Origin of the sequence: Sphingobium aromaticiconvertens (genome assembly GCF_037154075.1) — a bacterium.
GTDB classification, from domain to species: domain Bacteria; phylum Pseudomonadota; class Alphaproteobacteria; order Sphingomonadales; family Sphingomonadaceae; genus Sphingobium; species Sphingobium aromaticiconvertens.
Map to the genome: position 1 here is coordinate 4,620,891 of NZ_JBANRJ010000001.1, position 17,421 is coordinate 4,638,311.

Sequence of the window (17,421 nt, forward strand, 5' to 3'; positions counted from 1 at the left end):
CAGCTTGCTGTTAGGGGTCGTTTACCCGATGTGACTGAATACCGCTTAACAGGCAGCCTTTCAGCAAGGGAGAACTGCCAATAAACCGTCAACGCTGCCCACGATTTGGCATGCAACAGCCCCCCCCTTCCCGGTCCAGCCCCGGCGCCATGATGCTGGCTCATGCGATAGATCCGGCACCACGCCGTTGTGCCAAGCATCCGTGGGTCATGGCAACTGCGAATGTTATCGACATTCTCCACACCCTCGTCCGTGATGAGGCCAAACGGCGCATGGCCAGGGGCGTTGGTAAACTGGCTTCCCACAGCATCTCCGCAACTGCAAATTTTGCAGCGGTGCGAAAGGCCGGAGGGCCGCTTACTGGAACTTGATGGCGCGATTTGCTAGGACGCGAGTATGGCGAACCAAGCGATCATCACTGACCCCCAGCGCGTAACCGAAGAGGGCACTTCGTTCGGGACGCCCAGCGGCGTCGAACAGGAGCTGCCGAGCGAGACCGGCAACGACCTGCAGATCGCCGAACCGTTCAATCCAGACGATATCGACGTTACGACGCGCTCGATGACCATTGATCTCCTCCTGTCGCGGATCCGCAGCAAGGCCATCGATCTCGAGCCGGATTTCCAGCGCCGGCGCGGCATCTGGACCGATCGTCAGCAGAGCCGACTGATTGAGTCACTGCTCCTCCGCATTCCCTTGCCCACGCTTTATGCCGCCGAAGACGAGGAAGAGGATTGGGCGATCGTCGACGGCATTCAGCGCTTGACTACGATAACGCGGTTCATCGATCCCGACGCGATCGAGGACACCCCACTCAAGCTGACTGGGATGGAATATCTCGGCGAATCCTTCAACGGCAAGCTGTTCGACGATCTTCCCGCGCGGCTGAAGCGCCGTCTGCGCGAAACCGAGCTGGTCGTTCACGTCATCCGCCACGGCACCCCGCAGGAAGTGAAGTTCAACATTTTCGCGCGGATCAACACTGGCGGCATGCCGCTCTCAGCGCAAGAACTGCGGCATGCGCTGATCCCCGGCAAGGCGCGCGAATATCTCGGCCGGCTGGCTGGACTCGAGGCGTTCAAGCAAGCGACCACCTATAGCATTCGCGACGAACGGATGGCCGATCGTGAAATGGTCTTGCGGTTCCTAGCCTTCAGTATGACCCGGCCCGAAGAATTCCGCGCCTATGATTTCGACCGCTTCCTCGGCGACGCGATGCGGCAGATCAACCGCCTGGACGATGTCGATCTGGAGGCGCTCGAGCACGGATTTACGCGTGCGATGGATAGCGCGCGGGAAATCTTCGGCCAGAATGCGTTTCGCAAACGCTATCGGGAGACCGATGGGCGGTTCCCGATCAACAAGGCGCTGTTCGAAACCATTGCCGTGTCGCTCGCCAATCTCTCCGACAGTGAGCGCGAGCGCTGCATATTTCGCCACAACGAGGTCCGCCGCCGGATGATGGAGGCGATGCAGGACCGCGCCTTCGAATCTGCCATTTCGCAAGGCACTGGCGATATTGGCAAGGTGCGCAAGAGGTTCAATATGGTGTCTACGATCTTCAAGGATGTCGCCAATGTTTGACGCGCTCACCTTGCATAATTTCAAGGCGTTCCGCGACATCCATATCCCCATGAAGCCGTTGACCTTGCTGTCTGGTTTGAACGGGTCGGGGAAGAGCACCACGTTGCAAGCGTTGGCCTTACTTCGCCAATCATGGGATACCGGCTTCCTGTCGAGCCAGGGCTTTCTCCTAAACGGCGACTTAGTCGAGCTCGGCACTGGCGTCGATGTGCTCAACGACCAGCATGACGACGAAGAAATCGGCATCACGCTCCATGGTTCCAAAGGGCAGGCCTTTGCGTATCGTGTCGCTTATGACCCGCGGGGCGATTTGCTGCATTTTGCCGTCAAGCCGGACTTCGGCTTTTACTCGGAGCTGGAGCATCAACGCGGCCTGTTCGGCCATTGGTTTCAATATTTGCGCGCCGATCGAGCCGGGCCCGAGGTGAGCTTTCCCAAGGCCTATCACCTCGTTAACGAGCGGCGGTTCCTTGGGAGCCGCGGTCAGTATACTGCGCATTTCCTGAGCCTGTTCGGCGACGATGAGGTCAATCCGAAACTTCGGCATCCCGACGAGGCGGCACCTGGTCTGCTCTCGCAGGTCAACGCTTGGATGAAGGAATTCAGCCCCGGCGTTGGGCTTGCGGTCGAGGACATCCCGCGCACCGATGCCGTGCGCCTCGATTATTTCTATGGCGGCAGCGCCGGGATCAGTGGGTCAAATCCATATCGCTCGACCAATGTCGGCTTCGGGCTAACTTACGTCCTCCCCATCATCGTTGCCTGCCTGGCATCACCGCCTGACAGCTGGCTCCTGATCGAGAACCCGGAAGCGCACCTCCATCCGCAAGGCCAGGCGGCGATGGGGCAATTAATGGCGTGGTCCGCCGCGACAGGCACACGGATTGTGGTCGAAAGCCATAGTGATCATTTCCTCAACGGCATCCGCCTCGCGGTGAAAAACGGCGCAATTCCGGCTGACGACGTTGGTCTCAATTTCTTCCGGCGGCCGTCCGGCAGCGGCCAGCCCGAGCGTGTCCATCCGGTTGTCACCCCCGAAGGTAGGCTCACAGACTGGCCCGAAGGCTTCTTCGATCAATGGGACAAATCGCTCGATCAGCTGCTAAGCTGAGATGACCTTTATCGCTTTCCTGAACGAGTTGTCCTTTCCGGCAGGCGCTGTGGATGCGGAAGCCGCCGAAGCGGCTGTCCTGGGTTTGGCCAAGACGCTACAATCTTTGCGACGGATCCAGTCGAGCGCGGCGCTCCACTCCTCAGTGCCGTTGGCGTCAATTTCGCTCGGCGATGATCGATGGCTAGGCACGGTTATGGCAAAGAGTGGTAGTCGCGACGAATGGCGGTTTTTGCGCGGCTTCGAGAACCGCGCGCCGTTCCGTGTCGATCTGGGTACAGCATTTGGTTTCGAAGCGGAATATCATTACGGCGACACGCTCGCCGAGGGTCTCGGGCTGAGCCATAGTGTCGGCACGCTCGGGGTAAGCTTTGCTAACGAGCCTTGGCTGGTCCCATCCGTGCCGCTGCGTCGCATCTCGCTCGATGAGGACGGCGAGTTCGACGAACAGGTCATCGAGGTTCATCACGCTGCTACGCCCGCGCATGTCACCGGCCATGACGAATGGCTGCGGCGGATGCCCGCCGAGCACGTGCGCGATGGCGACGAGCTATGGGCACGCCGCGCCGAGATATTCCCGCATTTGTTCTTCCTCCCGCGCACCGAGGCGCATTTGCGTGCGTTCAAGGCGGGCGAGCTTCGCTTGGCTTCGGCGCGGCACGCGCTGATGGATCTCGAGATCGCGACGGCGCGCTGGAATATCAATGACGCCGCAATGCCGACCTTCCTGACCAAGACCACGCCGGAAAAGGAACAGCGGAGTAAGCTATTCTATTTCAATGATCTGTCAGGCGTCGCACGCTGCTTCGACTGGCATTCCCGCTACACGCCAGGTGCCGGCAGGGTTCACTTCTGGTGTGACCGTTCGTCGGGCCGACTGACGATTGCCCATGTCGGCCAGAAAGTACCGGATTGATTGGGGCAGATACCGGGGCCGTCATGTGAGCGCCCAATAAAAGCCCTAAAATCTCTACCCGGGTTGTCGAGCGACTAGAGATTTGGTGGGGCGGCAATGCCGACCACGTCGCGGCGATGCTCCTGAACGCGATCGGTCGAGTCGAACGCAGTGATGTACCTGCGGGGCCGCGGGGCGTTGACGACCACGTCGGTTTCAGATTCGCTGACGGTACTCTTCCTTTTCCCCGTTCGCCAAACTACTGCGGTGCGCGACTGGGAAGTGCGGACGCGATAAATCGGTTATCTGCAATGTCTCGCACTGCACAATAACCTTGGACAAATATGACTTTGATGTAATATTCATCCTTCAAAGTTTGATTGATGCACGAGGATTAAAATGAAGGTCGTTGGCAAGGTATTTGAACCGCTACCGGACGGTGCCGAAGCCAAGGATGGCCACATTGGACGCAGTTTGCGTGAAATTCGGATCTTAGCTGGACTTACGCAAGCCCAGGTTGCTGAGCGTCTCAACATCGGCCAATCCGCCGTTACTAGGCTCGAAAATCGCAAGGACATCCGCGTGTCGACGTTGCGCGATTATCTCGGAGCAATGGGGGCGAAGCTCCGCATTCAAGCTCAGTTCGAACATGCCGCTGCGATGATCAACAGTCTGCGGGAGTCTCATTATCGCTTCGAACAGGTCGACGAGAATCAGCTTCTCCTGCCTATTATTGGGGAGGATCGGCTCCCACCCCATCGCGACGTCGTATTCAGCATCAAGCCGGAATATAGCCGGAAGATCGCCAGTGGCGAGAAAACGGTTGAGCTTCGTCGGCGTTTCCCGATGTCGGTGCCAGCCGGAACAACTGCTCTGATCTATGAGACCAGCCCGACGCGTGCACTTTCGGGCATCGCCGAGATTGGGGAGGTCCACAAACGGTCGCCGCTTGAAATCTGGAATGCATTTGGCGATCGTGCCTGCATTGCCCGTGCGGACTTCGACGCCTATTTTGATGGCGCTGACCGCGCTTATGCCATTGAGCTGACGCATGGCCGTCCGCTGCCTCGTCCTTTGGAACTGAGCGAGCTCAGAGACCGATTTAGCTTCGAGCCACCGCAGTCCTTCCTCTACGCGACGCCCAAAATGCGAGAAGCCCTTCTGTATGAGCGCGCCCAGATTCCTAATTGATACTAACGTCTTCATCGGCTTGGAAGACCATGCCGAGGTAGTCCCACACTTCGCTTCCCTGCAACAGCTTGCGGGGAGACATGGCGTCGAGATTTTCGTTCATGCAGCGGCGATTGACGACATTGGGCGAGACAAGGATGAAGCGCGTCGTCGCGTTTCACTCAGCAAAATCAAAAAATTTCCCGTAATCGGCAAGATGGCGGGTATCGACCAGACGGCACTTGAAGCGAAATATGGACGTATTCGTCGTCCCAACGATCTCGTCGATGCCACTCTGCTTCATGCCCTGGACATTGGCGTTGCCGACTTTCTTGTGACAGAGGATCAGGGCCTTCACGCACGGGCAGAAAGGACATCCTCGACTTTTGGCGCGCGAGTTCTGTACGTTGCCGACGCCGTCTCCTTCCTGCGAACCACCTACGAAGCAGTGGCTGTGGTCTTCCCCGCAGTGGTGGAGATGGAGGCCAACACCATATCCCAGGACGACCCGATCTTCGTGAGTCTGCGCGGAGACTATCCTGGCTTCGATGACTGGTGGCGCGAGAAGTGCGTCAGACCGATGCGCAAGTGCTGGGTCGTCATGGATGAAGGCAATGTGGCGGGTCTTCTTGTGCGCAAGGATGAAAAGCCTGGCAACACCGATGCCAGGCTTCCGGGACAGAAGATCCTCAAGATCTGCACCTTCAAGGTTCGCACCGAGAGCCGCGGAGTGAAGCTGGGCGAACTCCTGTTGAAGCAGGTGCTCTGGTACGCCCAATCGAACAACCACGACGTGGTCTATCTGACGACCTTTCCAGGTCAACAGACGCTGATGGCACTACTGGAATACTATGGTTTCCGCCATACGCACGATAATGCGAACGGTGAGAAGGTCTATGAAAAGGCGATCAATCGTGATCGGCTTGCACCGCCTGGAAGCACATCGCTTTTCGACCTCGCTCGCGAAAATTATCCACGGTTCGCAACCGGAGACGGTCTCGCCGCCTATGCGATTCCGATCAAGGAAGAGTTCCACGAAATTCTCTTTCCGGAACTGGTGAACCGCAGCCAGTTCAGCCTTTTTGGCGACACTGGTTTCCAACGGCCTGGGAATACGATCCGTAAGGTATATCTATGCCGGGCACCTGCGCAGCTTACCCAACCAGGGGCGCTGCTGTTCTTCTATAAAGGCAAATCTGGTTTTCAGCCTTCGCAGGCCATAACGACCGTTGGTGTGTTCGAGGAGATGAAGCTCGCCTACTCGACCGAGGAACTGCGCCGACTTGCAGGTGGCCGCTCGGTATACAGCGACGTGCAGCTCAGAAATCTCGCCGCGACGCAAAACCGTCCTGTGAAAGTGATCAACTTTCTCCTAGCCGCACACCTTGAGCCGCCTATGCAACTCGCCGCCCTAAAGAACAGCAGCGTATTCGCCGGACACCCGCCACAGTCCATCAAGAGACTCCTTCCGGCTCAACAGATGTCCGTTCTTGATCAGGGAGCTTTTGGTTTCACGACATGAAAAGGCGAATAGCTATCCTAGGCCTGTCTGGCGTCGGCAAATCGTCGCTCATAAAAGGAATTAATGATACCGTTCCTTTGCTTCATCTGCAGGCAAGCGATTTGATAAAGGCGGAACAGGCTTATCAAGAAAGTACCCCAGATAGTTCGGAAGAATTGCGGACTGGGGCAGTGGTCGACAATCAGTTACTCATGATTGCAGCCTATAAGCGGAAAACTGCTGCCACAGATCTGCCTGTCGTCTTTGACGGGCACAGTATAATCGACGGCCTAAATGGCCTCATCGAAATTCCGGTTTCCGTCTTCTCGGAACTTGAATTGGATGCGATCTGCTACATGGTGGCTGATCCCCATTTAATTGCGGAGCGCCGTCGCGCAGATGTCGGTCGCGAACGCCCGCATCGCGACGTTCCGACCTTAGTGCAACATCAGCATCTAGCCGAAACTAGAGCCCGACAAGTTGCAGAAGCGATTGGATGCCCTTTCATTCTCATCGGAGATGGCGAACTCGGCATCGTGGTGGATTTCATCAGCGGAGCAGGCGATCTAGCTATCCGCTGATGACGCATTGGCGCTATCCCGCTCTCGACCGTTTCTTGCTGCCCAGCCTTTCGCTTTGACGGCTCAGAAGCAGACCGAATTTTCAGCACGCGTCGTAGCTGCGATGGGCTGTTTGCTGTCAGGCAGCTTTCGTACGATCGAAGCGTGGAAGCAGCAGTTCGATCAAATGTTCGCCGATCGACGCTCGCGACCATTTGCCGTCAGCCTCAGCTGTAGAAATTGTCCTGCAGATCCGTTCTAAGGGTCTGCAAGGCGACGTCATTCCGGTTGACTGCAAAATAAGCATGATAATCTGCGGGAGAGCCGTCGCGTATCGGCGCGGGCAATCCATAATGCTGGAGAAAGCACGCCAAAAGGTTCGGCGTGTCTTCTGCTATATACTGCTCGTCCTTACGACCGATCAATGTCCCGACCAAGGGTAAACCGCTAAACGCGACAAGCGCATCGGCCGCGAAGCAGGGAGAATGCCGCTCCGCTGCGCGCGCGATCAGGATGGTGCGCACCGTCCAGGCGACCCGCTTGGCGCCTAGCGCCCCGTCGAGCGTGTCCGGGAAGTTTGCCAGATACCAGGCGAGGTCGGATGCCTTGCGGATTTCATCCGCATAATTCGGCTTGAACCGGAAGGCACCGGCGAGGCTCCCAAGCCGGTTTTCCGGATCATGAAGCGATCGGGCCTCGCGAACGATGTGGCACAGAAACAGGTCTCCGGCCTGCGCGTCGCGGAGCAGTGATGTCCATGGATAGAGATAGATCGAGAGCGTTCCCATGCTGACATGCCGGGCATGATCTTCGTCGGTAATCATCAGCAGATCGACATCGGAACCCGACACCGCATCGCCGCGCGCTTGGCTGCCATAAAGCGCAACCGCGGCAATCGTCATCGAACAACCCTCCCGGGGAGTGCGACGGTCATGCGGCCGGGCCGCGGCGTAGCGCTTGGTTGGTAAGCTCCCGTGCGACGCCCCGTGCCTGCTCGACCTCGACACGGTTGGTGAGCTGAAGCTGCTGCTTAAACGGGCTGAGGATGCCAGGCGCCACATCGAGATTAAGTTCGCTCATCAGATAGAAGCTCAGACTCAGCCTGCAGGGTACGAGAAGCTTATGATCGACCATGCGATATTCGCGGGCGATCGCCTCTCGCCGCTCTGCCGGTAGCGCCTCATTGGGGATAACCTCGAGATTGATCATGTGCGCCCACTCGAAATCGAGCGCAGGATCGATTGGACAGGGTCGTTCGTCGGCGACGGCTACTATCCGGCCCAGCACATAATCGCGAAAGTCATTATGCTCGCGTGCCCAAGAGCGGACATACCATTTGCCCCCGGCATAAGCGAACGCATGGGGCGCGATCGTGCGCGCTTCTGATGACGACCCAGTCAACGACAGATAGGAGATGTCGATCTCCTTGCGCTCTTTGATCGCCGCCAGGACGCTGAGCAGGATCGCCGTATCTGTCGGTTGGCGTTTAAGTGTGGCGACCTCGACGCGGGGCATCGCATCGAACCAAGTGTCCTCCATCCGCATCCACCCACCGGCGATCGCGACGATTTGAAGGAGATAATGGTCAGTGAAGGCGCCGACGAAGATGGGCGAGAAGGCCGGAGTTCTAACGAACGCTTTCAGCGTCGCATCATAAACGATATTCTCCGGCGCCAGCCGCTCATAATCCTTAATATCGGCCGATCCTTGCGGCGCAGAAATGCCGAACATGTCCGTCAGGTCGCTACGATTAAGCCTGCCCGACCAAAAAAGGCGGAACTCGATGAACTCCAGGCGACGGCGCACGCTCCAACGGGGGCTCGTAAGTGACTGCTCTGGCTTGATTTCTGACATTAGCTTTTCCTGTTTATCGGAAACACATAAACAAAGTTTATTGGTAGTCTGATTTCGTGTTATGTTTATCGCCTTATCAACGACTCGGGTCAACCAATTCGATGGGCGCATTGCAGGAGGAAGGGGCGGCAGACAACGGCGAGAAATCGCGCCAGCGCCCCTATCGTGTTCTTAGTCTCGACGGCGGCGGTATGCGCGGTATCTATACCGCTGCCTTTCTCGACCGGCTTCTGACGCAACACGCCGCCCGAACCCGGGGTCCCGCGCTCGACCTCGGCCTTGGCTTTGACCTGATCACTGGCACCAGCACCGGCGCGATCGTCGGGGCCGCTGCCGCAATTGGTGTACCGATGCGCGATATAGTTACTCTCTACCGCGCTTATGGTGCGAAGATCTTCCCGCACCGGATCAAGGGCAAATTGAGCGCCATCTTCCGCGCGATCACGGGCGGCCACTATGTCCGTCGGGGCGACGCTGCGCTCAAGATTGCGCTCGACGGGGTGCTTGGCGATATCACCTTGAGCCAAGTGTTCGACCAGCGCGGGATCGCGATGTCGATCCCGGCCGTGCGCATGAGCACCCATAAGGCTTGGGTGTTCAAGAAGACGCCCAAGAGCGGCCCGCGCGATGATCATTATCGGCTCGCGGACATCTGCCTCGCCTCGAGCGCAGCGCCGATCTATCGAGCACTCGCGGCCATTGACGATCCTTCCGGTAAGGAGGGCGGCAAGCAGGTATTCTGCGACGGGGGACTTTGGGCCAACAACCCGATCATGGTCGGGTTCACCGATGCGCTCGCCAACGCAGCTCCCGGCCAAGCGATCGAAATCTTTTCGCTGGGCACCTGCCCTCGCCCCGAAGGCGAACATATCCGCGGCGACAAGGTCAACCGCTCGATGCTGGGCTGGAGCCTGGGTGCCGATGTCGCCCCGCTTAGCATCTCTGCGCAAGAATTCGCTTATGACAATATGGCGCGGCTCTTGGCCATCGCGATGAGCGATTGCGGCCGCTCGATCAGCCGGGTACGCTTCCCCAACAAGCCGGTGCCCGCCAGCATGCTCGAATTTCTGGCGCTCGACGATAGCAGGCCCGAGGCGATGGAGCGCTTGATCCAGCAAGCCCACACTGATGCCGACGCGACACGCAGTGCTTGCGATGATCCTAACGACACAGATGGCCGTCTCATCCGCTCGATGCTCGAATCCCTACCACCGCTTGACCCGGCCAAAACCCTGTGCCGCGCCCCTGAATCTGCCTGAGAGGACCGATGATGTACGATTGCGACAAAGATATCCGTGCCTTTCACAAGGACGAAGTCACTCTGCCCCAGACTGAGCAGGACGCGATGCGCGATCGGCGTGATCGCAACCGCAAGCGCCTGCGCGAAGGGCTCAGCAAGGCCAGCAAGCCAGCCCCCGACGAGTTCGTCAAGCAGGGGTCCTACGCCATGAAGACGATGCTACGGCACCCGCAGAACGACTATGACATCGATTGTCCGCCGTCAGCACCAATGGCACAGATTTGAGGTTGTAAATTAAGGAGGGTTTGGGCTTCGTCGTAGTGACGAAGGAACGAAGATGAAGCCCAAACCCTCCTTGAAAAATTCGCCGACAAAGGCCCCTGCTGAGCGTGTTGTGAAGGATATCCGGCGGCAGACCCGGCGCCATTTCTCAGCCGAAGACAAGATCCGTATTGTGCTGGACGGTCTGCGCGGCGAGGACAGCATCGCCGAGTTGTGCCGCAAGGAAGGCATTGCCCAAAGCCTGTATTACACCTGGTCGAAGGAGTTCATGGAAGCGGGCAAGCGGCGCCTGGCCGGTGACACCGCCCGTGCTGCGACCACTGGCGAGGTGCAGGATCTGCGCCGCGAGGCCCGTGCCCTGAAGGAATGCGTGGCCGACCTGACGCTGGAAAACCGCCTGCTTAAAAAAAGCATGATCGCGGATGGGGGCGACGACGAATGAGGTATCCCGCATCCGAAAAGCTCGAGATCATCCGGATCGTCGAGCAGTCGCACCTGCCCGCCAAGCACACGCTGGACAAACTCGGCATCCCCCGCCGGACGTTCTACCGCTGGTACGATCGCTTCGTCGAAGGCGGGCCGGAGGCGCTGGAAGATCGGCCATCGGCGCCGAGTCGGGTGTGGAACCGCATCGGCGACGATATCCAGGGCCAGATCGTCGAGATGGCGCTGGATTACAGCGAGCTGTCACCGCGCGAACTGGCGGTGCGCTTCACCGACGAGAAGCGCTACTTCGTGTCGGAGGCCACCGTTTACCGCCTGTTGAAGGCCCACGATCTGATTACCAGTCCGGCCTATGTGGTGATCAAGGCCGCCGATCGCTTCCATACCCAGACCACGCGTCCGAACGAGATGTGGCAGACCGATTTTACCTACTTCAAGATCATCGGGTGGGGCTGGATGTACCTGTCGACCGTGCTCGACGACTTCTCGCGCTACATTATCGCCTGGAAACTGTGCACCAACATGCGCGCCGAGGATGTCACCGACACGCTGGACCTGGCCCTTAAGGCTTCCGGCTGCGACAGCGCCACCGTGCTGCACAAGCCCAGGCTGCTCAGCGATAACGGCCCCAGCTACATCGCGGGCGAACTGGCGGAATACATCGATGCCCAGAAGATGAGCCATGTACGCGGCGCTCCGATGCACCCCCAGACCCAAGGCAAGATCGAGCGCTGGCACCAAACCCTGAAAAACCGCATCCTGCTGGAAAACTACTTCCTGCCCGGCGACCTTGAGGCCCAGATCGAGGCCTTCGTCGAGCATTACAACAACCAGCGTTACCACGAGAGCCTGAACAACGTGACGCCCGCCGACGCCTACCTCGGCAGGGCTCCCGCCATCATCAAACAGCGCGAAAGGATCAAGCGAAAGACCATCGAATATCGGCGCTTGCAACACCGCAGGCTCGCCGCTTAACATCAACCCCAAGACGAGGCCCGCACTCCGCTAATTTACGACGCGACGTGTGCCAAATGTTCTGACGACGGACAGACATCGATGACGGCGTCTATTTCATGAAGGCCGATCTCGTCGGCGATCGCGGCGCTGAAATGACCTCGCTCCAGGCGCGACAGATGGTGCGCGATGCGGTGGACGATGGCGGCTTCAAGCGGAAGCCCGAGGTCCGCCCCAATTGCGTGCGCATCTTCTACGAGAAGGGCTATCATGTTGACATGCCGGTTTACCGGAAGGTCGAGGAGAATGGCACGACCGTCTATGAGCTTGCGTCGTCGAGCGGGTGGAAGCGATCGGACGCCCGCGATGTCACCAAGTGGTTCGACGACGCGCGAAGCAACAGCAATGATGGCGCCCAGCTGCGCCGTCTCGTGCGTGAGATCAAGAAGTTCGCTCGCAGCCGGACCAGCTGGAGCGGGTCGATCCTCTCAGGCTTCGGCATCACCGCGCTGGTCGTCGACTGCCAGCGCCTCAATGCCAATCGCGAGGACCGCGCCCTCTACGACACTATGAAGGCTGTCCGCGACCGGCTGAACTATAATCTGGTGGTCGCTCACCCCGTCACGCCCAACGACTTCATCACCAGCGGAAGCGACGACGCCAAGGCGCGGATGCTGCGCGACAAGCTCAGCCAGGCGCTGACTTGGCTTGCGCCGCTTTTCGAAACCGACTGTACGCGCTCCCAGGCTCTCGACTGCTGGGACAAGGTCTACAACACGACCTATTTCAGCGAACGCGGCGAGGACGAGGCCCGCGCCGCCGCGTCCTATGCCGCGCCGATTGCAACCTCGGCCGCGCTCATCGGCCTGGAAAGCTATGCCGGTGCGGCGGTCTCCTCGTCGGGAGGAGGCCGCCATGCCTAATGTCGCGGGCTTCGGCGCCCTCGGCTTCGAGCGTGCGATCGTACGTCTCGAGGCTGCCTTGCGCGAGCATCTGCCCGCCCCACATAGGCGGCTGACGACTGAGGAGGTCAAGGCGGCCTATCCGAGTCGGAGCTTCGAGCGAGGCTGGCGTATCGACATGCTCTGTAGCGATGATGTCACCCGCCAGATCGATCTTCTCGTCACTCGCGCCTTTCCGGCCGGATACCCGCGAACGGCGCTGGTCAACCCGCCCGACATGCTTACTTGGCCGCACGTCGAGCGTGACGGTATTTTGTGCCTGTTGCCGGTCTTAGCCGAGGTCGATGCCGAAGACCCTGGGCAAGTCGGTCTCAATCTGATCGGTCGCTCGGCGCGCCTGATCGAGGAATTGCTCGTAGGTGATATCGTCGAGCGCGACTTCCGGGAAGAGTTCCTAACTTATTGGTTCTATGCATCGGATGTCCGGACGAAGGTCACCAGCCTCATCGACCCTGTCTGCCCATCGCGCAAGATCCGTGTTTGGCGCGGCGAGGATATGGTCGTCGCCGGCGAGAATGAGGCGCAGCTCAATCATTGGCTGGTTAATCGCTTTGGCAAGCGGTCGGGCAAGAAGACCTTCCACACCGAATCCGCAGCCTTCCTTTGGTTGCCGCAGCCGCCACTGCCCTCGGACTATCCCCAGACGGGCGCCGATTTGATCGCGCTTGCCACGAGTGCCGGGGAAGTGGATGCTGCGATCCTCGCCGACGTCGCAGGGGCACACCACAAGGATGTCCTCGTTCTGATCGGCGCTGAAGGCCGTGGCGGCGCCGGGCTCGTCGCTGCCACGACCACCGCCGCCCGCAAGATCTCTTCGCGAGACGGTCATGTCGAAAAGCCTTTAACCAAGGGTTTTACGGCTGCCGGGATGCCGCCGGCGATCGCGGCCGCGCGGGTCTATTCGGCCGCGCGCGTGCTTAAGAGCGAGGTGTCGCGCGCCGATGCCGCCTGGGTCCATGGTCGCGGCAAGGATCCGCGCACTGCACGGCTTCTCGCGAAGCAGATCACGGTCATCGGTGGCGGCGCGATCGGCAGTTCGGTCACAGCGAGGCTGGTGCGGGCCGGGGTGGGCACCAGCCATATCGTCGACCCCCAGGATTTCGACTGGCCCAATATCGGGCGCCATGAGCTGGGGGCCAGCTCGGTCGGCAAGAACAAGGCGTTCGAACTGGCCGCGCGGTTCAGCCAGGATTTCCCGCATCTGGCGATCACAGGCCATAATGTCGGCGCGCAGCGCCTGATCGACGGCTATGAGGATCTCCTCGCCAACAGCGACTTGATCATCGCGACGACCGGCAGTTGGGACGCAGAAGGCGCTCTCAATCGGTGGCATGTAGTGAACGGGCGCAAGGTGCCGATCCTTTACGGATGGACTGAGAAACACGCAGCCGCCGGTCATGCCGTCCTCATCGAGGTTAAAGGCGGGTGCCTGCGCTGCGGGATGAGTCCAACGGGCACCCCAACCTTTAAAGCAAGCCTTTGGGCGGATGGCCAGAATACAGTCGAGGAACCGTCGTGCGGCAATCATTTCACGCCCTACGGCGCCGTTGAGCTGGGACATGTCGTCGATGTGATCGCTGAAACCGCGCTCGGGGCGCTTCTCGACCCGCCACTCGCGTCGCGGCATCATATCTGGCTTACCGGCACAGCCCGGCTTGAAGCTGAAGGTGCCATGTGGACGGACAATGTGACCCTGTTAGGAGAGGATCTTGCTGTCGGTCAGAAGATTCTATCGCGAGACTGGCCCGCACGGGAATGCCCTGCCTGCGCACTGGCCGAAGATGCCCTGATCGCCGCCGAATGATCTCGTTCGAAAGTATCCTGACAAAGGCACGACCGCATTTGAAAGCGTCGTCTCGGCGCTTGAATGACCGATACTAGGACGCAAAGCGGACATAGCGCCTCGTAGCCGGATCATCCGTTCTCTAGCTGTCGTTGCTCCAGAGCCAACTGAGCAGAATGTCCTATTTCCAGCCCCAAAACGGGTGGGCCTTGTCTAGCCTGCGAGAAAACTAGCAAACGGAATTTGCGACAGATCTTGGTCGCCTAAAGCCCATTCGTTTAGCTCTGGTCATAAGCATCCTTCTGAAGCTAAAATAGCAAAGATGCGTACCGATCTCGAACATCTTCCGGCCAACAAACAGCGTGAGCTCGACCGGGTAAAGCAGATCATCTTCGAGGAATTCGAGGATGCGCTGGCGCTAGCCCGGCATGATTGGAAAAAGAAGGGCCGCATTCTGAAGGTCATTCTGTATGGCAGCTATGCCCGCGGCGGATGGGTGGATGAGCCGCATACGGCCAAGGGCTATCAATCCGACTATGATGTCCTGATCATCGTCAACGATCAGCGTTTGACCGATCGTGTCACTTACTGGTCCAAACTCGATCAACGCCTCATTCTCGAACTGACCGTTACCAAAGGGCTGCGGACGCCTGTGAACTTCATCGTTCATACTCTGCAGGAGGTGAACGATGGCCTAGCCCACGGACGCTATTTCTTCATGGACGTCGCCCGAGACGGTATCGCGCTATACGAAGCGGAAGATACCGAACTTCATCAGCCCAAGCCCAAAACGCCGGTTCAGGCTTTGGAGATGGCGCAGGAATACTATGAAGAGTGGTTTCCGGCAGCTATGCGGAAATTCAAGCTTTCTAGGGACGCGATCGAACAGGAATTCGCAAAGGAGGCTGCCTTCCTGCTGCATCAGACGACCGAAAGTTTGTACCACTGCGTTCTGTTGGTGAACACGTTCTATACCCCCCACGTGCATAATCTCGGGTTCTTGCGGACGCAGGCCGAGCGCATCGATCGGCGTCTCGTCCACGTCTGGCCGGAGGACACGAAAAAGGATCGGGCGGCCTTCGAAAAGTTGAAGGACGCTTATGTGAAGGCGCGCTACTCCAAACATTATCGCGTCTCTCTCGAACAGCTGAACTGGCTGGCGGAGCAGATCGAGGAACTGGGTCGCGTCGTACATATGGTATGTTCGGAACGCTTGGCCGTCCTCGAAGGCGAGGTCCGCAAGGCGGGCTGACCCACCCTTGCATGCCCTTTGCCAAGTTGGCATGATTGCCGGGCACTACGGGATCGATCTGGCTACCGGGTGTAGGATTTCCCTGCCAGCATCATGCACACCTGTCCTGTCTGGACGGGTGGCCGTTTCGGGATAAGGCGCACACCGCGCTGGACGACGGCGACCATCGCTGATCTGGCTGTCCGGTTTTCCGGATATTCCAGCATGCCGCGTGGACGCTTTCCATGCCTTACCATTGCTGCCCGTCTGGGCGGACGAACTGCGAGCCATTGCCATGAGCGCCGGGCCAAAGGACAGGCCTGTGCTGACCGTGACCAGCGCGGACAGCGCGCTGCTCGACACACTCTTTCGGCAAGAGGCTTCGCGCCTGCTGTCCTATTTCCGGCGTAAGACCGGGGATGCCGAAGCCGCCAGTGATCTTGTCCAGGAGAGTTTCGTTCAGATCGCGCGCGTCCCGCGCATTGGGGATCTGGTCAATCCCGCCGCCTATCTGCAACGCGTTGCCCGCAACCTCCTCTTTGGCCGCGCCCGTGGACCGCGCCGAGCCTTCGAGCGGCAGATGGTAGCGCTTGAAGAGGACATCGACTGCGCCCATCCGCCACAACAAGAAATGGAGATCGAAGCCGGAGACCTGCTTGTCCTTTACGAAAAGGCTGTTGCCGGTCTAGCGCCAAAAACACGTGAGATTTTCCTGATGAGCAGGCGCGACGGCATGACCTACAAGGAAATTCAGGCGAAGGTCGCGCTGAGCATGGGCGCAGTGGAATATCATATGATGCGCGCCATAGCCCATATCGACCGTTATCTGGACGACCATGACCAACATGCCCGCTGATCCCGCCCCTGACCTCGACCCGCCCACCGCTGCGGCCATGTGGGTGGCAAAAATGCAGCGGCACGATGCCGCGCGATATCAAAAGGACCTGGACGCTTGGCTCGCCGCCAGCCCCGCCAATCTTGCGGCTTACAATAAGGCGGCCGGCCGTTTTCACGATGCGAAGATGTTGAGCCGGTCAACGCGATGGCAGCCAGCGCCGGTCGATAGTCCCGGTCACCGCAAGCCATGGGCCCTCGTCGCGGTCGTTGCCGTGGTATTGGGCGCAGCCTGGCCGCTCTGGAAGACGCTATCGCCCCCTCCCACCGTCGAGACCGATGGTCGACAGACCGCTGCAACCACCGCAGTTGTCGCATCGGCCACCATAGAAAACCTGCATGGTGCGATTTCCCGCCGGCGCCTGCCCGACGGATCATTCGTATCGCTAGATACGCAAAGCGTGATGCGGTTTGCCTTCAATCCGAAGGCTCGGGATATCTGGCTGGATGCAGGCCGTGCGCGCTTTTCCGTTGCTCATGACGGCCGCCCGTTCATCGTGCATGCCGGAACAGGAACAGTGACAGCAACCGGGACAGTGTTTGACGTCGCCATTGCGCCTGGCGGCGCGGTGCAGGTCAGACTGCTGGAAGGGGGCGTCGATGTGCAACCGTCGATCGCACGTCCAATGTCGCCGCGTAAGCTGAAGGCGGGTCAAGCCCTGACCTTCACCCGGACCGATCATGCCGTGCCGATCGCCGCCATCGGCCCGCGCGACGTCGAATGGGTCGATGGCATGATGGCATTTGAGTCCGCACCGCTCTCGGAAATCGTCGCTATCGCCAATCGGTACGCCCGCACGCCGATCCGCATCGAGGGGAGCGGCCTTTCTGACATGCGGTTGTCCGGACGGTTTCGGATCGACAATCCCGACCGGCTAGCTGCCAATCTGGCCCAAAGTCTCGATTTGACCGTAGAACATCAACCCTCTGGCGCGATCATCCTGCGACACTGAAAT

At 59.3% G+C, this 17,421-nt stretch carries 16 protein-coding genes; 14 read left to right on the forward strand and 2 right to left on the reverse strand.

The window, feature by feature from the left end; translation table 11 throughout:
• The first annotated feature begins 396 nt into the window (after positions 1–396).
• The 6 genes from WFR25_RS22420 to WFR25_RS22445 all read left to right on the forward strand — a co-directional run bounded on the left by WFR25_RS22420 (position 397) and on the right by WFR25_RS22445 (position 6,842).
• Positions 397–1,584, forward strand: a complete 1,188-nt coding sequence (locus WFR25_RS22420) for a DUF262 domain-containing protein (protein ID WP_336973824.1) — start codon at positions 397–399, stop codon at positions 1,582–1,584.
• Positions 1,577–2,695, forward strand: coding sequence for an AAA family ATPase (locus WFR25_RS22425; RefSeq protein ID WP_336973826.1), 1,119 nt, complete (start codon positions 1,577–1,579; stop codon positions 2,693–2,695). Before WFR25_RS22420 ends, WFR25_RS22425 begins: the two co-directional genes overlap by 8 nt.
• Before the next feature lies 1 nt (position 2,696).
• On the forward strand, positions 2,697–3,611 hold the full coding sequence (locus WFR25_RS22430) for a hypothetical protein (RefSeq protein ID WP_336973828.1): 915 nt from the start codon (positions 2,697–2,699) through the stop codon (positions 3,609–3,611).
• Between the two features lie 378 nt (positions 3,612–3,989).
• On the forward strand, positions 3,990–4,781 hold the full coding sequence (locus tag WFR25_RS22435) for a helix-turn-helix domain-containing protein (protein WP_336973830.1): 792 nt from the start codon (positions 3,990–3,992) through the stop codon (positions 4,779–4,781).
• Positions 4,756–6,282, forward strand: coding sequence for a GNAT family N-acetyltransferase (locus WFR25_RS22440; RefSeq protein WP_336973832.1), 1,527 nt, complete (start codon positions 4,756–4,758; stop codon positions 6,280–6,282). Before WFR25_RS22435 ends, WFR25_RS22440 begins: the two co-directional genes overlap by 26 nt.
• Positions 6,279–6,842, forward strand: a complete 564-nt coding sequence (locus WFR25_RS22445; RefSeq protein WP_336973834.1) for an ATP-binding protein — start codon at positions 6,279–6,281, stop codon at positions 6,840–6,842. Before WFR25_RS22440 ends, WFR25_RS22445 begins: the two co-directional genes overlap by 4 nt.
• Positions 6,843–7,048: 206 nt before the next feature.
• On the opposite strand, the gene WFR25_RS22450 is transcribed toward WFR25_RS22445, so the two are convergent.
• Together WFR25_RS22450 and WFR25_RS22455 are read right to left on the reverse strand one after the other, a co-directional pair.
• Positions 7,049–7,723 (reverse strand): nucleotidyltransferase domain-containing protein, encoded by a 675-nt coding sequence (locus tag WFR25_RS22450; RefSeq protein ID WP_336973836.1) that lies wholly within the window; start codon positions 7,721–7,723, stop codon positions 7,049–7,051.
• 28 nt (positions 7,724–7,751) lie between these two features.
• Positions 7,752–8,675, reverse strand: a complete 924-nt coding sequence (locus WFR25_RS22455) for a BrxR family helix-turn-helix transcriptional regulator (RefSeq protein WP_336973838.1) — start codon at positions 8,673–8,675, stop codon at positions 7,752–7,754.
• A 101-nt stretch (positions 8,676–8,776) separates the two neighbouring features.
• Here WFR25_RS22455 and WFR25_RS22460 point away from each other — a divergent pair, with 101 nt between their 5' ends.
• From WFR25_RS22460 to WFR25_RS22495, 8 genes are all read left to right on the forward strand, one after another.
• On the forward strand, positions 8,777–9,934 hold the full coding sequence (locus WFR25_RS22460; RefSeq protein WP_336973839.1) for a patatin-like phospholipase family protein: 1,158 nt from the start codon (positions 8,777–8,779) through the stop codon (positions 9,932–9,934).
• 8 nt (positions 9,935–9,942) lie between these two features.
• Positions 9,943–10,200, forward strand: coding sequence for a cyclic GMP-AMP synthase DncV-like nucleotidyltransferase (locus WFR25_RS22465; RefSeq protein ID WP_336973842.1), 258 nt, complete (start codon positions 9,943–9,945; stop codon positions 10,198–10,200).
• Positions 10,201–10,252: 52 nt separating this feature from the next.
• Positions 10,253–11,616, forward strand: a protein-coding gene (locus tag WFR25_RS22470) for an IS3 family transposase (protein WP_336967452.1) whose coding sequence is annotated in 2 segments (ribosomal slippage) — positions 10,253–10,600 and positions 10,603–11,616 — 1,362 coding nt in all. Because the reading frame shifts where the segments join, the coding sequence is not laid out codon by codon here.
• Positions 11,617–11,693: 77 nt separating this feature from the next.
• Positions 11,694–12,518: a cyclic GMP-AMP synthase DncV-like nucleotidyltransferase gene (locus WFR25_RS22475; RefSeq protein ID WP_336975004.1), complete on the forward strand. Its 825-nt coding sequence runs from the start codon at positions 11,694–11,696 to the stop codon at positions 12,516–12,518.
• Positions 12,511–14,361, forward strand: coding sequence for a ThiF family adenylyltransferase (locus WFR25_RS22480; RefSeq protein WP_336973844.1), 1,851 nt, complete (start codon positions 12,511–12,513; stop codon positions 14,359–14,361). Before WFR25_RS22475 ends, WFR25_RS22480 begins: the two co-directional genes overlap by 8 nt.
• A gap of 301 nt (positions 14,362–14,662) precedes the next feature.
• Positions 14,663–15,592, forward strand: coding sequence for a nucleotidyltransferase and HEPN domain-containing protein (locus WFR25_RS22485; protein ID WP_336973849.1), 930 nt, complete (start codon positions 14,663–14,665; stop codon positions 15,590–15,592).
• Between the two features lie 211 nt (positions 15,593–15,803).
• On the forward strand, positions 15,804–16,427 hold the full coding sequence (locus WFR25_RS22490; protein ID WP_336973851.1) for an RNA polymerase sigma factor: 624 nt from the start codon (positions 15,804–15,806) through the stop codon (positions 16,425–16,427).
• On the forward strand, positions 16,408–17,418 hold the full coding sequence (locus tag WFR25_RS22495) for a FecR family protein (protein WP_336973853.1): 1,011 nt from the start codon (positions 16,408–16,410) through the stop codon (positions 17,416–17,418). The genes WFR25_RS22490 and WFR25_RS22495 overlap by 20 nt, the downstream gene beginning before the upstream one ends.
• The last annotated feature ends 3 nt before the right edge of the window (positions 17,419–17,421 follow it).

Bases quoted from the DNA above. Each gene is read 5' to 3' on its own strand.
- WFR25_RS22480 (WP_336973844.1), top strand. From the start codon at position 12,511: ATGCCTAATGTCGCGGGCTTCGGCGCCCTCGGCTTCGAGCGTGCGATC.
- WFR25_RS22440 (WP_336973832.1), top strand. From the start codon at position 4,756: ATGAGCGCGCCCAGATTCCTAATTGATACTAACGTCTTCATCGGCTTG.
- WFR25_RS22435 (WP_336973830.1), top strand. From the start codon at position 3,990: ATGAAGGTCGTTGGCAAGGTATTTGAACCGCTACCGGACGGTGCCGAA.
- WFR25_RS22485 (WP_336973849.1), top strand. From the start codon at position 14,663: ATGCGTACCGATCTCGAACATCTTCCGGCCAACAAACAGCGTGAGCTC.
- WFR25_RS22460 (WP_336973839.1), top strand. From the start codon at position 8,777: ATGGGCGCATTGCAGGAGGAAGGGGCGGCAGACAACGGCGAGAAATCG.
- WFR25_RS22445 (WP_336973834.1), top strand. From the start codon at position 6,279: ATGAAAAGGCGAATAGCTATCCTAGGCCTGTCTGGCGTCGGCAAATCG.
- WFR25_RS22465 (WP_336973842.1), top strand. From the start codon at position 9,943: ATGATGTACGATTGCGACAAAGATATCCGTGCCTTTCACAAGGACGAA.
- WFR25_RS22425 (WP_336973826.1), top strand. From the start codon at position 1,577: ATGTTTGACGCGCTCACCTTGCATAATTTCAAGGCGTTCCGCGACATC.
- WFR25_RS22430 (WP_336973828.1), top strand. From the start codon at position 2,697: ATGACCTTTATCGCTTTCCTGAACGAGTTGTCCTTTCCGGCAGGCGCT.
- WFR25_RS22495 (WP_336973853.1), top strand. From the start codon at position 16,408: ATGACCAACATGCCCGCTGATCCCGCCCCTGACCTCGACCCGCCCACC.
- WFR25_RS22420 (WP_336973824.1), top strand. From the start codon at position 397: ATGGCGAACCAAGCGATCATCACTGACCCCCAGCGCGTAACCGAAGAG.
- WFR25_RS22455 (WP_336973838.1), bottom strand. From the start codon at position 8,675: ATGTCAGAAATCAAGCCAGAGCAGTCACTTACGAGCCCCCGTTGGAGC.
- WFR25_RS22450 (WP_336973836.1), bottom strand. From the start codon at position 7,723: ATGACGATTGCCGCGGTTGCGCTTTATGGCAGCCAAGCGCGCGGCGAT.